17 protein-coding genes are annotated in these 18,768 nt (G+C 71.6%); 9 read left to right on the top strand and 8 right to left on the bottom strand.

The genetic code is table 11. The annotated features are described in order from the left end of the window. Positions 1 to 29: 29 nt before the first annotated feature. On the bottom strand, positions 30 to 2,657 hold the full coding sequence (locus ACWGIG_RS23805) for an ABC transporter permease/substrate binding protein (RefSeq protein ID WP_453323672.1): 2,628 nt from the start codon (positions 2,655 to 2,657) through the stop codon (positions 30 to 32). Beyond that, positions 2,650 to 3,798 carry a quaternary amine ABC transporter ATP-binding protein gene (locus tag ACWGIG_RS23800; RefSeq protein WP_453323671.1) on the bottom strand — a complete coding sequence of 383 codons (1,149 nt, stop codon included), beginning with the start codon at positions 3,796 to 3,798 and terminating at the stop codon, positions 2,650 to 2,652. Before ACWGIG_RS23800 ends, ACWGIG_RS23805 begins: the two co-directional genes overlap by 8 nt. 312 nt (positions 3,799 to 4,110) lie before the next feature. On the opposite strand from ACWGIG_RS23800, the gene ACWGIG_RS23795 reads away from it, so the two are divergent. Continuing rightward, positions 4,111 to 5,016 carry a 5'-3' exonuclease gene (locus ACWGIG_RS23795; RefSeq protein ID WP_453323674.1) on the top strand — a complete coding sequence of 302 codons (906 nt, stop codon included), beginning with the start codon at positions 4,111 to 4,113 and terminating at the stop codon, positions 5,014 to 5,016. A 59-nt stretch (positions 5,017 to 5,075) separates the two neighbouring features. Further along, complete coding sequence (locus ACWGIG_RS23790; RefSeq protein WP_453323670.1) at positions 5,076 to 5,921, top strand: siderophore-interacting protein; 846 nt, start codon at positions 5,076 to 5,078, stop codon at positions 5,919 to 5,921. 305 nt (positions 5,922 to 6,226) lie between these two features. On the opposite strand, the gene ACWGIG_RS23785 is transcribed toward ACWGIG_RS23790, so the two are convergent. Beyond that, positions 6,227 to 6,883, bottom strand: coding sequence for a MerR family transcriptional regulator (locus tag ACWGIG_RS23785; protein WP_453323669.1), 657 nt, complete (start codon positions 6,881 to 6,883; stop codon positions 6,227 to 6,229). Between the two features lie 165 nt (positions 6,884 to 7,048). Between ACWGIG_RS23785 and ACWGIG_RS23780 the strand changes: the two genes are divergently transcribed. From ACWGIG_RS23780 to ACWGIG_RS23760, 5 genes are all read left to right on the top strand, one after another. Further along, positions 7,049 to 7,978 carry a hypothetical protein gene (locus tag ACWGIG_RS23780; protein ID WP_453323668.1) on the top strand — a complete coding sequence of 310 codons (930 nt, stop codon included), beginning with the start codon at positions 7,049 to 7,051 and terminating at the stop codon, positions 7,976 to 7,978. Beyond that, positions 7,975 to 8,457 carry an ABA4-like family protein gene (locus ACWGIG_RS23775; RefSeq protein ID WP_453323667.1) on the top strand — a complete coding sequence of 161 codons (483 nt, stop codon included), beginning with the start codon at positions 7,975 to 7,977 and terminating at the stop codon, positions 8,455 to 8,457. Before ACWGIG_RS23780 ends, ACWGIG_RS23775 begins: the two co-directional genes overlap by 4 nt. A 206-nt stretch (positions 8,458 to 8,663) precedes the next feature. After that, positions 8,664 to 9,248 (top strand): sigma-70 family RNA polymerase sigma factor, encoded by a 585-nt coding sequence (locus ACWGIG_RS23770; protein ID WP_453323666.1) that lies wholly within the window; start codon positions 8,664 to 8,666, stop codon positions 9,246 to 9,248. Further along, positions 9,245 to 9,991 carry an anti-sigma factor gene (locus ACWGIG_RS23765; RefSeq protein ID WP_453323665.1) on the top strand — a complete coding sequence of 249 codons (747 nt, stop codon included), beginning with the start codon at positions 9,245 to 9,247 and terminating at the stop codon, positions 9,989 to 9,991. Before ACWGIG_RS23770 ends, ACWGIG_RS23765 begins: the two co-directional genes overlap by 4 nt. An 86-nt stretch (positions 9,992 to 10,077) precedes the next feature. Next, on the top strand, positions 10,078 to 11,445 hold the full coding sequence (locus ACWGIG_RS23760; RefSeq protein WP_453323673.1) for a cryptochrome/photolyase family protein: 1,368 nt from the start codon (positions 10,078 to 10,080) through the stop codon (positions 11,443 to 11,445). Between the two features lie 119 nt (positions 11,446 to 11,564). Here the strand turns inward: ACWGIG_RS23760 and ACWGIG_RS23755 are convergent, their stop codons facing one another. Next, on the bottom strand, positions 11,565 to 12,410 hold the full coding sequence (locus tag ACWGIG_RS23755; RefSeq protein ID WP_453323664.1) for an endonuclease/exonuclease/phosphatase family protein: 846 nt from the start codon (positions 12,408 to 12,410) through the stop codon (positions 11,565 to 11,567). A 664-nt stretch (positions 12,411 to 13,074) separates the two neighbouring features. Continuing rightward, positions 13,075 to 13,767, bottom strand: coding sequence for a M15 family metallopeptidase (locus tag ACWGIG_RS23750; RefSeq protein WP_453323663.1), 693 nt, complete (start codon positions 13,765 to 13,767; stop codon positions 13,075 to 13,077). A 229-nt stretch (positions 13,768 to 13,996) separates the two neighbouring features. Between ACWGIG_RS23750 and ACWGIG_RS23745 the strand changes: the two genes are divergently transcribed. Together ACWGIG_RS23745 and ACWGIG_RS23740 are read left to right on the top strand one after the other, a co-directional pair. Then, positions 13,997 to 14,674: a response regulator transcription factor gene (locus ACWGIG_RS23745; RefSeq protein ID WP_453323662.1), complete on the top strand. Its 678-nt coding sequence runs from the start codon at positions 13,997 to 13,999 to the stop codon at positions 14,672 to 14,674. Beyond that, on the top strand, positions 14,671 to 15,828 hold the full coding sequence (locus tag ACWGIG_RS23740; protein WP_453323661.1) for a sensor histidine kinase: 1,158 nt from the start codon (positions 14,671 to 14,673) through the stop codon (positions 15,826 to 15,828). Before ACWGIG_RS23745 ends, ACWGIG_RS23740 begins: the two co-directional genes overlap by 4 nt. Here ACWGIG_RS23740 and ACWGIG_RS23735 read toward each other — a convergent pair. From ACWGIG_RS23735 to ACWGIG_RS23725, 3 genes are all read right to left on the bottom strand, one after another. Continuing rightward, positions 15,806 to 16,636: a DUF1295 domain-containing protein gene (locus ACWGIG_RS23735; protein WP_453323660.1), complete on the bottom strand. Its 831-nt coding sequence runs from the start codon at positions 16,634 to 16,636 to the stop codon at positions 15,806 to 15,808. The genes ACWGIG_RS23740 and ACWGIG_RS23735 overlap by 23 nt on opposite strands. Before the next feature lie 64 nt (positions 16,637 to 16,700). Further along, positions 16,701 to 18,005 carry a class I SAM-dependent methyltransferase gene (locus tag ACWGIG_RS23730; protein ID WP_453323659.1) on the bottom strand — a complete coding sequence of 435 codons (1,305 nt, stop codon included), beginning with the start codon at positions 18,003 to 18,005 and terminating at the stop codon, positions 16,701 to 16,703. Next, a partial coding sequence (locus ACWGIG_RS23725) for a DUF1365 domain-containing protein (RefSeq protein ID WP_453323658.1) occupies positions 18,002 to 18,768 on the bottom strand: 767 nt, incomplete at its 5' end. The genes ACWGIG_RS23725 and ACWGIG_RS23730, both read right to left, overlap by 4 nt.

Raw genomic sequence — 18,768 nt, 5'->3', positions numbered from 1 at the left:
GGCCCGGCCGGGGAAACGGGGTGGGACCTTCAGCCCGCGACGGGGGCCATCCTGTCCGCGATTCCCGGGTATTGCTTCATCCAGGCCTCGACGGCCTCCGGCTCGTGACCCGTGCCGCGCTTCTGGATCTCGTTCTCCAGGCCGGCGAGCTGCTTCTCGTCCAGCTTGAAGTCCTTGAACCACTTGGTCAGCTGCGGGTAGTTCTTGCCGAAGTCCTTGTTGCCGATGATGTGCAGGCGGTCGCCCTCACCGAAGAGCTTCTTGGAGTCGGTGAGCTTGTTCATCTCGTACGCGTTGTACGCCCAGTGCGGCGTCCACAGCAGTACGGCGACCGGCTCCTTCTTGGCGTACGCGCGCTTCAGCTCGGTCAGCATGGCTGGCGTGGAGCCTTCGACGAGCGTGTACTCCTTGTCCAGGCCGTAGCCGGGAAGGACGTTGTCCTTGACGTTCTTCATGGCGGCGGCGCCGGGCTCGATGCCGATGATCTTGCCCTTGAACTGCTCGCCCTTGCCCTTGAGGTCCTCCAGGGACTTGACGTCCTTGACGTAGGACGGCACGGCGATCTCGACGGAGGTGGGTCCGTACCAGGAGCCGACGTCGGTCAGCTTGTCCTTGTACTTGTCCCAGTAGTTCTTCTGCGTGTACGGCAGCCAGCCGTCGAGCTGGACGTCGACGTCACCGGCGGCGAGGCCCGCGTACATCGGACCGACCTCGAACTGCTTGAGGTTGATCTTGTAGCCGCGCTGCTCCAGGACGTTCTTCCAGAGGTACGTGGCGGCGATGTCCTCTTCCCAGGGGAACCAGCCCATCTCGACGGCGCGGTCGCGCTCGTCCTTGCCGTCGGCGGACTTCGCGGCCTTGGCGACCGGGGCGAGCTTGTCGACCAGGCCCGGGTTGGCCTTCAGCCAGGTGCGGACGGCCTCCTGCTCCTTGCCCTTGCCGGACTTCTGGATCTGCGCCTCAAGGCTGGTGAGCTGCTTCTCGTCCAGCTTGAAGTCCTTGATCCACTTGCCGACCTCGGGGTTGTCCGCCGAGAAGCCCTTGCGGGCCAGCGTGTGGACGCCGTCGCCCTTGCCCCAGGCACCCTTGGTGTCCTTGAGCTTCTTGAGCTTGAAGTCGTTGTAGGCCCAGTGCGGCGACCAGAGCGGGACGACGATCGGCTCCTGCTTGGCGTACGCGCGCTTCAGCTCGGCGAGCATGCCGGGCGTGGAGCCCTCGACGAGCTTGTACTCCTCGTCGAGGCCGTAGGCGGGCAGCACCTTGTCCTTGAGCAGACCCATCTCGCCGGCGCTCGGCTCGATGCCGACGATCTTGCCGCCGAACAGGTCCGCCTTGCCCTTGAGGTCGTCGAGGGTGTTGACGTCCTTCAGGTACGCCGGGACGGTCAGCTCCAGGGACGTCGGGCTGAACCAGGCGCCCATGTCCTCCAGCTTGTCCTTGTACTTGGACCAGTACTGGGCGTGCGTCGTCGGCAGCCAGGCGTCGGTGTTGAGGTCGATCTGACCCGTCGACTGACCGGTGTAGAGGGCGCCCGCCTCGTACTGCTTGGCGTCGACCGTGAAGCCGCGCTGCTCCAGGATCTCCTTCCAGAGGAAGGTGGAGGCGATGCCCTCGTCCCACGGGATGTAACCCATGGAGATCTTCTTGCCCTTGCCGATCTGCGCCGGGTCGGACGCGGTGCTGGCCTTCTTGCCGCCGAACATGCTCATGCTGCCCGCGACGAGCGCGAGGATCACGATGCCCGCGACGGCCACGACGGGCTGCGGACGGTACGACCAGATCTTCGGGCCGCCGGCCATGGCACGGGCCTTGGCCAGGGCGCGCCGGCCCAGCGGGGAGACCGCGGTGCCCAGCGAGCTGGTCATGCGGTCCAGGTACATCGCCAGGATGACGATGGAGATGCCCGCCTCGAAGCCGAGGCCGATGTCGACGTTGCCGATCGCGCGGTAGACCGCGCCGCCGAGACCGCCGGCGCCGACCATGCCCGCGATGACGACCATCGAGAGGCAGAGCATGATCTTCTGGTTGATGCCGGCCATGATCGTCGGCAGGGCCAGCGGCAGCTGGATGCGCTTGAGGATGTCGCCGGGCTTGGTGCCGAACGCCTCGGCCGCCTCGACCAGTTCGGCGTCGACCTGCCGGATGCCCAGCTCGGTCATGCGCACGCCCGGGGGCAGCGAGAAGATGATGGTGGCGATGATGCCGGGGACGGCGCCGACGCCGAAGAACAGGATGCCGGGGATCAGGTAGACCATCGCCGGCATCGTCTGCATGAAGTCCATGACCGGCCTGGTCACGGCGCTGACGCGGTCCGAGCGCGCGGCCCAGATGCCCAGCGGGATCGCGATGACCATCGTGATGATGGTCGCCACGAGCACGAGCGAGAGGGTCGACATGGCGTCGTCCCACAGCTCGATGGAGTCGATCAGCGCGAAGCCGACGAAGGAGAGCACACCGGCGGTCAGACCGCGCAGCCAGAAGGCGATGACGGCGAGGATGCCCGCCATGAGCAGCGGCTGCGGGGCGCCGAGGACGGCGTAGATGCCCTCCTGCATGCCGCCGACGACGGTGGAGATGAAGTCGAAGAGCCATGCGAGGTTCTTGGTCAGCCAGTCGACTGCGGAATCGACCCACTGGCCGAGGTTGAGCCTAGGCACCTGCGGACACCTTCTTCACGTTCACGGCGTCCTGCCGGCCGTCCTCGTCGTCTTCCACGAGCGCGGGCGCGGTCGGTTCCATCGGCTCGCCGAGCACGGCGAGCAGCCGGGAGCGCGGGACGACGCCGATCAGGGAGCCCTTCGCGTCGGTCACGGCGACGGGTACCTCGCTCGTCGAGCACGGCGTGAACAGCTCGATGATCGGGGTGTCCGCGGCGACCGTGGCGGGGGCGGCGGCGATGACGTCCTGCGGGGTGCGCAGTTCCTTGCCGGACTCGTCCTTCGTCCCGATCGCGGTGTGCGGCTCGGCCATGATGGCGCCGGCCGTCAGCACGCGGGAGCGGTCGACGTCCTGGGTGAAGGAGGCGACGTACTCGTTGGCGGGCGTGACGAGGATGTCCTCGGCGGTGCCGAGCTGGACGATACGGCCGTCCCGCATCACGGCGATGTTGTCGCCGAGGCGCATGGCCTCGTTGAGGTCGTGGGTGATGAAGACGATGGTCTTCTTCAGGGTCTTCTGGAGTTCGAGGAGCTGGTCCTGCATGTCGCGGCGGATCAGCGGGTCGAGCGCGCTGAACGACTCGTCCATGAGGAGCAGGTCGGCGTCGGTGGCGAGTGCACGGGCCAGGCCCACGCGCTGCTGCATGCCGCCGGACAGCTCGTCGGGCCAGGACTTCTCCCAGCCCTTCAGGCCGGCCATCTCCAGCGCCTCGTGGGCGCGCTCGCGCTCGGCGCGCGGGACACCCTGCACTTCGAGGCCGTACGCGGCGTTCTCCAGCACACTGCGGTGCGGGAACAGCGCGAAGTGCTGGAAGACCATGGAGATCTTCTTGGCACGCACGTCGCGCAGGTCCTTCGGGGACAGGGCGGTCAGGTCCTGTCCGTCGAACAGGACGCGGCCCGCGGTCGGGTCGAGCAGTCCGTTGAGCATGCGCAGCAACGTGGACTTGCCCGAGCCGGAGAGGCCCATCACGACGAATATCTGGCCGGGCTCGACGCTGAACGAGGCGTCGATCACCGCGGCGGTCGTACCTTCGGCGCGCAGCTCGTCGCGGTCGGAACCGCTTTCGAGCTTCCGAACCGCCTCGCTGGGTCGTCTGCCGAAGACCTTGTACAGGTTCTCGGCTTGCAGCCTGGACACATACACCTCACGCGTTGAACCGATGACGACCGGCCACCCCCGCGGGCAGGTCGTGGAGCGGCGCGGATTCGGCCCGCTGCACCCGCCGGAAGATGCAGCTTCAAATCAAGAAGTTGAACTTCGGACCAGGCTCGCTCCGACGGCGCCCCTGCCCGGGGTGACACGAGCCAAACGGAAAGTGATCCAGTTCACTTACGCATTTCCGACGCGGTGGCGGCCGTGACCCAGGGGCGGTGGACGCGACGCAGGGGCGGTCGTGCCGGGCCGGTGTCGGTGGGGTGCGGCATCATCGGGGGCGTGACCCGACGTCTGATGCTCCTCGACACCGCTTCCCTCTACTACCGGGCCTATTTCGGGGTCCCCGATTCGGTCCGCGCCCCCGACGGCACGCCCGTCAACGCGGTCCGCGGCCTGCTCGACTTCATCGCCCGCCTGGTCCAGGACCACCGGCCGGACGACCTGGTGGCCTGCTGGGACAACGACTGGCGCCCGCAGTGGCGGGTCGACCTCATCCCCTCCTACAAGGCGCACCGCGTCGCCGAGGAGGTCGAGGGCGGCCCGGACGCCGAGGAGACCCCCGACACCCTCTCCCCGCAGGTCCCGGTGATCGAGGAGGTCCTCGCCGCACTCGGCATCGCCCGGGTGGGCTCCGACGGGTACGAGGCGGACGACGTCATCGGCACCCTGACCGGCCTCGCCAAGGGCCCGGTCGACGTCGTGACCGGCGACCGCGACCTGTTCCAGCTCGTCGACGACGCCCGCGAGCGCCGCATCCTCTACCCGCTCAAGGGCGTCGGCACCCTCCAGGTCACCGACGAGGCCTGGCTGCGCGAGAGGTACGGAGTGGACGGTCCGGGGTACGTGGACCTGGCCCTGCTGCGCGGCGACCCCAGCGACGGCCTGCCGGGCGTGCCCGGGATCGGCGAGAAGACCGCCGCCAAGCTGCTCGACGCGTACGGCAACCTGGCCGGGATCATGGCGGCCGTCGACGACCCGGCCGCGAAGCTCACCCCCTCCCAGCGGAAGAAGCTCGACGAGGCAAGGCCGTACCTCGCGGTGGCGCCGAAGGTGGTGCGGGTCGCGGGGGACGTACCGCTGCCGCCGTTCGACCCGGCACTGCCCTCCGCACCCCACGATCCGGCAGCACTGGAGGCCCTGGCCGAGCGGTGGGGCTTGGGAGGTTCTTTGCAGCGGCTGCTCTCGGTCCTCCACGGATGAGCTGTTAGCTTAGGTAAGCCTAAGCAATGTAGCCGTACAGCGTATTTGGGGAGAGCACTGTGGCAGAACGACCGGCCCGTAAGGCACCGCGAGCCCACGAGGCGACGGTGCTGCGCACCGAGCGGATCACCCCGCACATGGTGCGCGTCGTCCTCGGCGGCGAGGCCCTCGCGAGTCTCGGCGCCGGGGAGTTCACCGACCACTACGTCAAGGTGCTCTTCCCTGCGCCCGGGGTGACCTATCCGGAGCCCTTCGACATGGCCCGCATCCGCGAGGAGTTCCCCGCGGAGCAGTGGCCGGTCAACCGGACGTACACGATCCGCAGTTGGGACGCCGAGGCGGGCGAGCTGGCGATCGACTTCGTGGTGCACGGCGACGAGGGCCTGGCCGGCCCGTGGGCGGCCCGCGCCCAGGCGGGCGAGACGGTCCGCTTCCTGGGCCCGGGCGGCGGATACGCCCCGGACCCGGCGGCGGACTGGCACCTCCTGGTCGGTGACGAGAGCGCGCTGCCCGCGATCGCGGCCTCGCTGGAGCGGATGCCGGCGGGTGCGGTGGTGCACGCCTTCATCGAGGTCGCGGACGCGGCCGAGGAACAGAAGATCGTGACGCCGGACGGCATCGAGGTGACCTGGCTGCACCGGGGCTCCGCACCGGTGGGCGAACAACTGGTCGCGGCGGTACGCGACTTGGAGTTCCCGGCGGGTGACGTGCACGCGTTCGTGCACGGCGAGGCGGGCTTCGTGAAGGACCTGCGCCGACACCTGCGGGTCGAACGCGAGATCCCGCGCGAACGGCTCTCGATCTCCGGCTACTGGCGGCTCGGCCAGGACGACGACGCGTGGCGCGCCGTGAAGCGGGAGTGGAACGAGCAGGTGGAACGCGAACAGGAACCCACACCGGCCTAACAGCCCCACAAGCCCCACGGGCCACACCCCGCCACCCCACGGGCCACGCCCCGCCGCCTCATGGGCACATGGGCCGCACCCCGCCACCCCATGGGCACATGGGCCGCCCCATGGGGCGGGACGGGTGGGCATGGGGCGGCCCCCGCGCGGAGCCGCCCCCCTCGCCCCGGCTCGCGCTCGCTCCCGCCCCCCGGCGTACGGGTCGGCGGGGGCGGGCCCCCGGGCCGCGCCCGGTGCACGGCTGCACCGCGCGTCCTCAAACACCGCGCGTCCTCAAACACCGCGCGTCCTCAAACGCCGGACGGCTACACGAGGCCAGGCGGGGACTCCCCCTCCCCCGCCCCATGGATCCGCGCCGACTCCTCCGCCTGCGCAATCCTCCTCAGCGACCCGAACATCGCGTCCCCCAGCACCATCCCGATCACCACGCTCTCCAGCACGTCGTCCCGCGCACCCCGCCCCCCGACGTACGCCAGATCCGCCGCCGCCACCTTCTCCGCCGCCTCCGCATACGCGTCGAGCGTCCCGGCGAACTCCTCGTGCCCGAGCCGCTCCGCCTCGGTCAGCGTGCGGGCGAGGGCCTCGCCGTCCGGGTGCCCCGGCGGCACGGACCAACCGCGCCGTTCCGCCAGTTCGGCCACCACCCGGCGAGCCGTCTCCGACGGTTCCCCGCCCCCGATCCTGCTCGGCGGCGCCACCGCACCCGCGACCTCCCCCAGCAGCTTGTGCACCGGCTGCGACGTGTCGTCCACCGCGGCGAGGATCTCGCGGATCCGTGCGAGCGACAGTCCGCCCGCGCCGAGCAGCGAGCGGATCAACCGCAGCCGCCGCTCGTGCGCATCCCCGTAACTCGCCTGGTTCGGGCTGGTCAACTCCCCTGCCGGGAGCAGCCCTTCACGGACGTAGTACTTGATCGTCGGCACCGGGACACCCGTCCTGCTGCTCAACTCGCCTATGCGCACTGCCTGTTCACCTCTCGCTCCACAGAAGGGCCTTGCCAACCCTGTACCCCACATGGATAGTTTAGCTATCCGATAGCGGCGAGTGCCGCTATCCATTCTCAGTGGGGGTCTCCCATGCACGCATGGCGTACCTGGCATCGTCCGTTGGTTGTCTTCTCGGCCCTGATGATCGTCTTAACCGTAGCCACCGGTACAGGTCTCGTGATCGACGACCGCACGGTCATGAACTCGCCGGTGTGGTTCAAACCGTTCAAGTTCTCGGCGTCGTTCACCGCCTACGGGCTTTCCCTGGCCTGGATGCTGTCGCTGCTCACCCGTTCCGGCACCCGGCGCCGCGCCCGGATCGGCTGGTGGGCCGGGACGGTGGTCGCGGTGGCGAGCCTGGCGGAGATGGTGCTGATAGTGGGCCAGGCGGCCCGCGGCAAGCGCAGTCACTTCAACATGGAGACGCCGCTCGACTCGACGGTGTTCGCCCTGATGGGCATGACCGTGGTGGTGCTGTGGCTCGGCAGCCTGGTCATCGCGGTACTGCTGCTGCGCACCAAGCTCCTGGACCGGGCGGCCTCCCTCGCCGTGAAGGCCGGTGCGGTGCTCGCCCTCGCCGGGACCGCGCTCGGATTCCTGATGACGCAGCCGACCGCCGCCCAGCGCCGGGCCGGCATCACGGACACGTCCGGGGCGCACGGCGTGGGCGTGGCCGACGGCGGCCCCTCGATGGCCGTGACCGGCTGGGCGACCACCGGCGGCGACCTGCGCATACCGCACTTCGTCGGGATGCACTCACTGCAACTCCTGCCCCTGCTGGCCCTGTTGCTGCTCGCGCTCGCCCCGCGCGTCGCCCGCCTCGCCGACCCGGTGGTCCGGCTGCGGCTGACGGCGGTCGCCTCCGCCTCGTACGGCTCCCTGCTCGCCCTGGTGACCTGGCAGGCGCTGCGCGGACAGTCACTGGTCGACCCGGACGGCACGACGCTGGCGGCGGCCGGGGCCCTCGCCCTGGCGACGGCCGCGGGACTGCTCGCCGCCCTGCGTACTCCCCGTACCCCTGCCGGCCGCGACAGGCACACGGACCTCGGCAGCAAGGAGCTCGCCACATGACCGGCTTCCTCTTCGACCTGTCCTTCTTCCTGGCCGCCCCCTTCTGGCTGCTGATGGTGTTCGCGCCGCGTTGGCGCTGGACCGTGCGGATCGCGGGCTCTCCGCTGACCGTGCTGCCGATCCTGGCCGTCTATCTGACGATGGCCGTCCCGGTGTTCCCCGGGCTGTGGGCAGCCGTCAGCAGCCCCGGCCTGGACGGGTTCCGCGAGCTGGTGGTCCTCGCAAACGGCGCGGGTGCGATCTGGGCCCAGGTCATCGCCTGGGACCTGCTGCTCGGCCAGTGGATGTTCCTCGAAGCGCGCCGTCTGGGTCTGCACCCGCTGCTGATGGGGCCGCTGCTGGTCCTGACCGTCCTGCTGTCGCCGATCGGCCTGCTGACCTTCCTGGCGATCCGTGCGCTGCACGGGAAGGCGTACGGGAAGGCGCATGGGAAGGCGTACGGAGCGCGGGCCGCCGGGCCGGCTTCCGGCAGGTCCTGAAAGGTCCGCGTCGACCGCCGTACCGACACCACCACGAGGGCGGGCGCACGGGTGAGCTTGCGCCGCTTTGGCACCATCTCCGCCTACTCTCGATGCGGCCGAACATCCGCGGCAGTCCCTTTCCCTTCGGACCAATCCATCCTTGCGACGCCTCCGAATACCCGGTGGGAACTGTTTGCCCCCCACCGCCAGCGAAGGAAAGCCGCGTGAAAGAAGCCGTCCACATCAGCGGGGCCCCCGCCCCGGGGCCCGATCTCCAGGAGCTCATCGGCCGGGTGGCCAGGGGCGACCAAGAGGCGTTCGACCGGGTGTACGACCTGGTCGGCGGGCCCGTCCTGGGGCTGATCCGCAGTGTGCTGCGGGATCCGGCGCAGTCCGAGGAAGTGGCCCAGGAGGTGCTGGTGGAGGTGTGGCGCACCGCCGCACGCTTCCAGCCGTCCCGGGGCAGCGGCATGACCTGGGTGCTCACGCTGGCGCACCGCAGGGCCGTCGACCGGGTGCGTTCCGCGCAGGCGTCGGCGGACCGTGAGCAGCGGGCCGCACTGCTGGACCGCACGCCCGCGTACGACGAGGTCACCGAACAGGTGGAGGCACGCCTCGAACGCGAGCAGGTGCGCCGCTGTCTGCGCTCCCTCACCGAGCTCCAGCGCCAGTCGGTGACCCTCGCGTACTACCGCGGCCTCGCCTACCGCGAGGTCGCCGAACTCCTCTCCGTACCCCTGGGCACGGTCAAGACCCGTATGCGCGACGGACTGATCCGGCTGCGCGACTGCCTGGGGGTGGGCACATGAGCACCGCCGAACTGCACACGCTGACCGGGGCGTACGCACTGCACGCCCTGCCCGACGACGAGCGGGCGGCCTTCGAGCGCCACCTCGCGGACTGCCCGTCCTGCACCCGGGAGGTCGGCGAACTGACCGCCACCGCCGCCCGGTTGGGCCGGGCGATGACCGAGACGCCGCCCGCCCGCCTGAAGGAACAGGTGCTCCGGCGGATCGCCACCGAACGCCAGGAAGGGCCTCTGACGGTACGTCAGGGACGGGCGCGGGGCCGCTACGGCCGGACCGCCTCCCGCTTCGCCCTCGCCGCGTGCGTGGCCGCTGCCGCCGCGTTCGGCGGGATCGCGGTGTGGCAGCACGAGGTGGCGAAGGACGCGCGGCAGCAGGCGCGGGTGGCGCAGGGCAGGGCCGAGGCGCTGGCCGCGGTGCTGGCCGCGCCGGACGCGAAGGCGAGCACGGGGAAGCTGGCGGGCGGGGCGTCGGCGACGGTCGTCGTCTCACGCAGCCGCGACCAGGCCGCGTTCGTGGCGGCCGGATTGCCGGAGCCACCGGCGGGCAAGGTCTACCAGCTGTGGTTCAACGACGGCACCGCCATGCGCGCGGCGGGCCTGCTGAACCCGGCAGCGCGCACGGACGCGGTCCTGCTCGCCGGCCCGGTCGGCAAGGCGTCGGGCATGGGCATCACGGTGGAGCCGTCCGGCGGGTCCACCGCACCGACGTCCGCCCCGGTCGCACTGATGGAGTTCCCCGCATGAGCCACACAAGCCCTACTGGCCCTACTAGCCCCACCAGCCGTACGAGCCGTACGGGTCACGCGAGCCCCACAGGCCGTACGAGCCGCATCGCCGTCGCCCTCTTCACCTCCGACCTGCGCGTCCACGACCAGCCCGTGCTGCGGGCCGCACTGCGCGGCGCCGACGAGGTGGTGCCGCTGTTCGTGCTCGACGACGGGGTGCGGGCCGCTGGCTTCGCGGCGCCCAACCGGCGCGCGTTCCTCGCCGACTGCCTGGCGGACCTGGACGCGGAGCTGCGGGCCCGCGGCGGCCGGCTGGTCGTCCGCAGCGGAGCGGTCGTCGAGGAGGTCGCCCGGGTGGTGACCGAGACCGGAGCGCACACGGTCCACGTGGCGGGCGGGGCGAGCGGGTACGCCCTGCGCCGCGAGGAGCGGCTGCGTACCGCACTCGCGCCCACCCGCTGCGAGCTGGCGGTCCACGATGCGGTGGTCACGGTGGTGCCGCCGGGCGCACAGACGCCGTCAGGCCCCGGCAAGGACCACTTCGCGGTGTTCACCCCGTACCACCGCAGGTGGGAGGCGGCAGGCGCGCGTGCGGTCGTCACCGCACCGAGGGAGGTCCGGGTGCCTGAGTGGGTGGCGAGCGACCGCCTGCCGTCGCGCTCGGCAGTCGAGAACACCTCGCCCGCCCTGGCGACGGGCGGCGAACGCACGGCCCGCAAGCACCTCAACTCCTGGCTCTCGCACACCACTTCGGGCATCGAGTCCTACGAGGCACGCCACGACGACCTGCCGGGCGACGCGACGTCGAAGCTCTCCCCCTACTTCCACTTCGGCTGTCTGTCCCCGGTGGAGGCGGTGCACCGGGCCCGGCAGAAGGGCGGTACGGGCGCGGAGGCGTTCGTACGGCAGCTGGCCTGGCGGGACTTCCACCACCAGGTGCTCGCGGCCCGCCCGGCCGCCTCCTGGTCCGACTACCGCGACCGGAACGACCGTTGGCGCTCGGACCCGAAGGAGATCGCGGCCTGGAAGGCGGGTCTGACCGGCTACCCGGTGGTCGACGCGGCGATGCGACAGCTCGCGCACGAGGGCTGGATGCACAACCGGGGCCGGCTGCTGGTCGCCGGCTTCCTCACCAAGACCCTCTACGTGGACTGGCGGGTGGGCGCCCGCCACTTCCTCTCCCTCCTGGTGGACGGCGACGTGGCGAACAATCAGCTCAACTGGCAGTGGGCGGCGGGCACGGGCACCGACACCCGCCCGAACCGCGTCCTGAACCCCCTGACCCAGGCGAAGCGCTTCGACCCGCACGGCGATTACGTCCGCCGCTGGGTCCCGGAACTGGCGGACCTCAAGGGCCCGGCGGTCCACCGGCCCTGGCACCTGGAGGGCCGCGACCGGGCCCGCATCGACTACCCGGCCCCGATCGTGGACCTGGCGGAGGGACGGGCACGCTTCGAGGAGGCGCGCGGCTAGCGGGGGGCGCGCGGCTAGCGGGGGGCGCGCGGCCAGCCGGGGGGCGCGCGGCCAGCCGGGGGGGGGCACGCGGACGGCGGAGGGGGCAGACGGCTGGCGGAGGGGCAGGCGGACGGCCGCTAGACCCTGAGCCGGGCCGCGACCGGAAGGTGGTCGCTGCCCGTCCCGGGAAGGGTCCAGGACTCGGTCGGCACCACCCCGCGGCTCAACACGTGATCCAGCCGCGTCAGCGGAAACGCCGCGGGCCAGCTGAACCCGAACCCGCCGCCCACCGCGTCCTGGACCGGGTGCAGCCCGACGGTGAGCGGCGCCAGGCTGCGGTCGGCCGTGCTGCCGTTCAGATCCCCGAGGAGCAGCACCTTCTCCCGCCGCTCCCGGGAGAGCACCTGGCCCAGCTCCTGGATGTTCCGGTCCCTGGCCCCCGTGCCGAAGCCGTAGAGGCCGACCCGTACCGAAGGCAGGTGCACGACGTACACGGCCAGCAGGCCTGTGGGCGTACGCACCTCGGCGCGCAGGGAACGGCTCCAGCCCGGGTCGAGCACCACGCGCCCGGTGTCCGCCAGGGGGTACCGGCTCCACAGGGCGACGGTCCCGATCCGCACGGAGTGCGCCAGCGCCGGGTCCAGGACCTTGCGCAGCGCGGGGAGGGAGGTCTCCGTGACCTCCTCCAGCGCCACCAGGTCGGGGCCGGCGGCGAGCAGGGTGCGGGCGGCGGCGGCCGGATCCGCGTTCCGCGCACCGATGTTGTGGGTGAGCACGGTCAGGTTCGCCGTGGCGGCGGCCGGCCCGGCCGCCAGCACGGGCCAGAAGGACCCGAGCCACACCACGGCGGCGAGCCCCGCCGCCACCAGGGCCGACGCCGAACGCCGCCGCACCGCGACCAGCAGGGCGAACGGCACGGCCAGAGCGGCCCAGGGCAGCACGGTGTCCAGCAGACTGCCCAGATTCCCGACCGAGTTGGGCACGGCCCCATGGACGAGCGGCAGGCTTCCGCCGGCCAGGGCGAGGGCCGCGGCGATACGCCCCCGACGCCAGCGGCTCCCACCGGGCCCCGGTGCGGGGCTCAGCCGAAGGACCCACCGGCGCAGGAGAACGGCACGCGGCGAGGGAACCCCCCGATCCACGACGTGCACCTTGCCGCCCCCGCTGCCTGACACAACCCCGGGCGCATCCTCATCCAGGCCCCCAGGCACATCCCCGAGCAAGCTCCCGGGCGCACCCCCGTGCACGACCCCGGGCGCACCCCCGTGCAGGCCCCCGGGCGCACCCCCGTGCAAACCCTCGGACACATCCCCAGACAGGCCCTCGGACACATCCCCGAGCAAGCTCCCGGGCGCACCCCCGTGCACGACCCCGGGCGCACCCCCGTGCAGACCCCCGGGCGCACCCCCGTGCAAACCCTCGGGCACGCCCCCGAGCAGGCCCTCGGGCTCGGGGCCGTACCCGGCCGAGCGCTCCCCTGGCCCGGCCTCGGACTCGCCCTCCGTATCTGCCCCGGGGCCGGACACCGCCCCTGTTCCAGATTCCCCTCCCCGCCCCCGGGCGGATTCCGCTTCCGCCCCCGGGTCGAAGAACCCGCCCCCGATGAACACGTCCGGATACGGGTCCTCGCGCAGCTGCGTCATCGGATCAGCCCGCCGCGTCCGGCTTCGGCACCGGGCAGGTACCGCCCGGCGTCGGGCGCAGCTCGAAGTGCCACATCTCGTTGTTGTAGATCTGGCACAGTCCGTACGCCGCGCCCTTGCGGATGAGCCAGTCGTCCGCGTCGGTGGGGCCGATGTCGACCGCCTTGCCCAGCGCGTGCTCCGAAGTCTCCGGCGTCTTCACGAACTTCCGCGCCTCCGCCTCGCTGCCGTACTTGGCCACCCCCTCGTCGAGCAGCCGCTGCTGGTATTCCTTGCTGCGCCAGCCCGACGTCACGAAGAAGTCGACCCCGTCCTCCTTGGCGGCCTTCGCCGCCGCCTGGACCGCCTTGAGCAGGGCGGGGTCGAGGTGGCGCAGCGCGGAGTGCCCGGTGTCGAAGGGGGTGAGCTCACGGGCCGAGGGAACGGACCCGTCGCCTGCGTCCGCCGCGCCGTCCTCGTTCGGCGCCCCGCCCTGCGGCGTCTTCCCATTCTGCCCGTTCTGCCCCGCCCAGAGCCCCGGGAGGCGCCCCTCGGACGCCTCGACACGCGACCCCGTGCCCGACTCGGCCGTCAGGACCGCCACCGCTCCCGCTCCGGCGGCCGTCACGAGGGCGACGCCCCCGGCCGTCCACCACATACGGGGCCGCATACGGGGCCCTGCGGCGAGCCAGGTGCGGGGCGGCTTCGTTTCACGCATGTGTGCATTCCTCCGGACGGTGCGCGGCCACGGCCCGCCGAAATCCGGGGCCGTCGTGCAATGCCTCCAGTGGAGCTGCCGCCGTGTTGTCCGGACGTTTCGTTTTCCCGATACGTTCGCGATATGCCCGCCGTCGTTCCATGGGCGGTGCGGGCGAGACGTACGAGCACAGCGACCACGTACAGGAACCACCGCCCCGTACAAGAACAGACACAGGGAGAAACCGCCGATGCGCGTGCTGATCGTCGAGGACGAGCTCTATCTCGCCGAGGCCGTCCAGGCGGGGCTCCGCCTGGAGGCCATCGCCTCCGACATCGCAGGGGACGGCGACACCGCCCTGGAACGCCTCGCCGTGCACACCTACGACGTGGTCGTGCTCGACCGCGACATCCCCGGCACGCACGGCGACGACGTCTGCCGCACCATCGTGGAGCGCGGGCTCGGCTGCCGCGTACTGATGCTGACCGCGGCGGGCCACCTCGACGAAAAGGTCACCGGTTTCGAACTCGGCGCCGACGACTACCTCACCAAGCCCTTCGCCCTGAAGGAACTCGTCGTACGGCTGCGTTCGCTGGCCCGCCGTCCGAAGGACAGCACTCCGCCGATTCTCGAACACGGGGATCTGCGCCTGGATCCTTTCCGCCGCGAGGTGTTCCGCGCGGGCCGCTACATTTCGCTCACCCGTAAGCAATTCGCCGTACTGGAGGTCCTGATGGCCGCCGAGGGCGGTGTCGTCAGCTCGGAGACGCTCCTGGAAAAGGCCTGGGACGAGAACGCCGACCCGTTCACCAACGCGGTCCGCATCACCATTTCCACCCTGCGCAAGCGACTCGGCCAGCCGTGGGCCATCCACACCGTGCCCGGCGTCGGCTACCGACTCGACGAAGGATCGACCCCCTCCCCATGAGCACCACGGACACCACCTCCCGCACGGACACCACCGCGCCCCTCCCCCGCCGTCCCCGCCGCCTGTCCGCCCGCCTCCGCCTGACCCTCAGCTACGCCCTGTTCGCCGTCGTCGCGGGCACTCTCGCCCTGGCCGTCGTCTACGTGGCCATGTACAAGATCCCCAACTACCCGCTCACGGCGTCGAATCCGCGCGACAACCCCTACGCCCCCGCCCGGAGCGAAATCCTGCACCAAGTGGTGCGCTACTCAGGCCTCGCCCTCCTCGCCGTCACCGTGATCGGCCTCGCCGGGGGCTGGCTCATCGCGGGCCGGGTGCTGCGCCCGCTGCAGGAGATCACCCGGGCGGCCGACCGGGCCGCCGCCGGTTCGCTGGACCACCGCATCGGGCTCGGTGGCAGGCCGGACGAGTTCACCGATCTCTCCGACACCTTCGACCACATGCTGGGCCGCATCCAGGAGTCCTTCGAGGAGCAGCGCCGCTTCGCCGCGAACGCCTCGCACGAGCTGCGCACCCCCCTCTCCGTCTCCCGCACCATGCTGGACGTCGCGATCGCCGACCCGTCCGGCCAGGACTACGGGCGGCTGGTCTCGCGACTGTACGAAACCAACCAGCGCGGCATCGAGATCGTCGAGTCCCTGCTCCAGCTGTCGGCAGTCCGCCGCACCGAACTCCCGCTGGAACCCGTCGACTTCGCGGAGACCGCCGCCGAGGCCCTCGGACTGATCCGCGAGGAGGCCGCCGAGCGGGGCATCACCGTGTCCGCCGAAATCCTGCCCGCCCCGGTCACCGGCCACCCCGTGCTGCTGCGCCAGGTCGCCCTCAACCTGCTCCAGAACGGCCTGCGGCACAACCTGCCCACCGGCGGCGGCACCGTCACCCTGGCCACCGGCACCGGCTCCTCCGGGCGGAGCACGCTGACCGTGACGAACACCGGCGAGCAGCTCGGACCCGAGGCGGTCGCCACGTACGCCGAACCCTTCCTGCGCGGCCGGGGACGGCTGGCGGGCACCACCGGCGGCTCGCCCCGCGGCCACGGCCTGGGACTGGCCATCGTCTCCGGCATCGTCGACGCGCACGGCGGCACGCTGGACCTGCACCCGGCCCCCGGCGGCGGCCTCACCGCGTCGGTCACCCTCCCCGAAAGGCCCTGACCGTCGCCCGCTTCGGCACCCACGGGAAGAACCCGTTCGTCCGCTGCGCGTACTCCGCGAACCCCGGCCGCTTCGCCATGCTCCGTTCCAGAAGCCGTTTGCCGCTCCCCCCGATCAGCAGGAAGCTCATCACCAGCGGACCGACCACGCTCACCGCCGCCGCCGCGCTGCCCGCCGCGACGAGGAAGATGCCCCACCAGACACAGAAGTCACCGAAGTAGTTGGGGTGCCGCGTCAGGGACCACAGCCCCCGGTCCATGATCATGCCCTGGTTCGCGGGGTCGGCCTTGAAGCGGGCCAACTGCCAGTCCCCCACCGTCTCGAAGAACAGCCCGACCGCCCACAGCGCGCACCCGGCCCAGGCGACCCAGGTCGGCGCACCGGGTACGTACATCCCCATCTGCACCGGCAGCGACACCAGCCACACCAGGCCGCCCTGAAGCAGGTACACCATCCGGAACGCGTACAGGTTCCGGCGGCCGTCGGGAGCCTTGGCGAGCATCGCCTCGTACCGCGGATCCTCCCCGTGCCCGCGCCCGCGCCACCCGATGTGCAGGGCGAGCCGCACCCCCCAGACGCAGGTCAGCGCCAGGACGAGCAGCCGACGCCCGTCGTCGCCCGCCGACCCGCCGGACACCGCGTACGAGACGGCGGCGACCGCGGCGAAGCCGACGCCCCACGCCACGTCGACGATCCGGTGCATGCCGATGCGCACCGCGAGCACGAACGTCACCAGCATGACGGCGAGTGCGGCGAGCGCCGCCCAGCCGAGTCCCGCCGCCCAGTCGGCCCAGGGGAACCCGTTCATCCGTACCACCCTTCCTCACTCGGCAGCACGCGCCGCACTTCGAGCCCGGCTCCCTCGCGCCGCGTCACCGTGCACCGTGGGGGGTGAGCACCAATTGCCGCACATCGAGGTAGCCGGACCGGAATCCGGCCTCCGAATAGGCCAGGTAGAACGACCACAGCCGGCGGAACGTCGCGTCGAAGCCGAGCGCGTCCACCTCGGCCGCCCGCGCCTCGAAGCTCTCCCGCCACAGCCGCAGCGTTTCCGCGTAGTGCACGCCGTAGCCTTCGGAGCGGGTCACCCGCAGCCCGGTCCGCGCCGCGGTGATCTGTTCGATGGCGTCCACGGAGGGGATCAGGCCCCCGGGGAAGACGTACTTCTGGATCCAGGTGTACGTGTTCCTGCTGGCCAGCAGCCGGTCGTGGGGCATCGTGATGGCCTGCAGGGCGACCTTGCCGCCGGGGGCGAGGAGCCGCTCCAGGGTGGTGAAGTACTCGGGCCAGAATTCCGCGCCGACGGCCTCGATCATCTCGACGCTGACGACGGCGTCGTACTCTCCCGTGACCTGGCGGTAGTCGCGCAGCAGCACCGTCACCCGGTCCTCGAACCCGGCTTCCGCGATGCGCCGCATCGCCAGCTCGCGCTGCTCGACCGAGAGGGTGACGGTGGTGACGCGCGCTCCGCGCCGGGCCGCCCGGATCGCCAACTCACCCCACCCGGTGCCGATTTCGAGCACCTCGCTGCCTTCGCCGACCCCGGCGAGGTCGAGCAGCCGGTCGATCTTGCGCCGCTGGGCGGCGGGCAGCAGCTCGCGGGTGGCGGGGAGGCCGCGGAAGACGGCGGACGAGTAGGTGAGGGTCTCGTCGAGGAAGAGCGCGAAAAGGTCGTTGGAGAGGTCGTAGTGGTGGCTGATGTTGCTCCGCGACCCCTCGGGGGTGTTGCGGCGGGCCGCGGGCTGCTTCAACGCCCAGGCCCCGCGGAGCCGTTGGAGGGAGTGCGGCACCAGGTGCGCCGCGTGGTCGGCGAGTACGGTCAGCACGCCGACGAGGTCCTCCGCCGTCCACTCCCCCGCCATGTACGACTCGCCGAAGCCGATCAGACCGCCCGCGCCGATCCGCCGGTACAGGGCGTCGGGCGCGTACACCCGCATCACGGGGCCGCCACGCCCCAGGGTCGCGCCGTCCCGGAACTTCACGGTCAGCGGCAGCCCGGCCAGTGCGCGGCGCACGATCAGCCGGGCGACGGCGGTGCGTACCAAGGAGGTCTTCGGCAGCCGGGCCACGTCGGGCCAGCGGCCCGCGTCCACGTCCACGGCCACCACGGGGAACGCACAGGACACGGCTGACGCGGCCGACGCGCCACGGGCCTTCGGGGGCAGGGACACGCTCATTCGACACCCTCCTGGGGTTGATGACGGGGTCGTGGCCGCACGGGGAGACCGCGCAGGAGAAGCAGGACGCCGTGCCACCGGATCGCGGCGGAGACCGCCACGGTGGACAGCGGATGGCGCACCGCCGCGCGGAGCAGCGCGGACGTGGTGGCGGGCCGTCGCCCGCCGCGCACGGTCGCCACGAAGGGGACGGTGCCCGCGCGCTCCAGACGGATGCTCAGGGCCAGCCGCTCGCCGGGCTCGGGCAGCCGCATGCGGTAGCCGCCGTCCACGGGAAAGAACGGAGATACGTAGAACTCCTTTGCCACATCGGTCAGTTGAACTCCGTCGGGCCCGGTCCGCAACAGGTAGCAGTGCCGTTCGCCGTAGGTGTTGTGCACTTCGGCGACGACGCAGCGCAGGGCGCCGCGGGGATCGTGGCACCAGTACAGGGTGAGCGGATTGAAGACATGGCCCAGGACCCGGGCGTGCGCGAGCATCGTGACCTGCCCGCCCTCCAGGTCGACGCCGCGCGCGCCGAGGAACTTCTCCAGCCCGGCCCTGACGGTCCGCTCGGTGCCGCCGAAGTGGTCCCGGGCGTCGAAGCGGGCCAGCGGGCGCAGGGCGCGCGGCAGCCGGGGCGGGCGATCGGGGTCGACGAACCACATGTAGGTGCGGTGGCGGACGGTGTGGCGCCGGGGTGAGGTGCGTGCGTGGGCGACGCTGCAGAGGTAGAGCGCGGGGGTCCTCCCGGCGGGGCCCCGCGTCCCCGCCGGGGGATGGG

It is taken from the genome of Streptomyces sp. NPDC054863 (assembly GCF_053610825.1).
The sequence above is the reverse complement of the archived record's forward strand: the minus strand, read 5'-3'. Positions and strand labels throughout refer to the sequence as shown.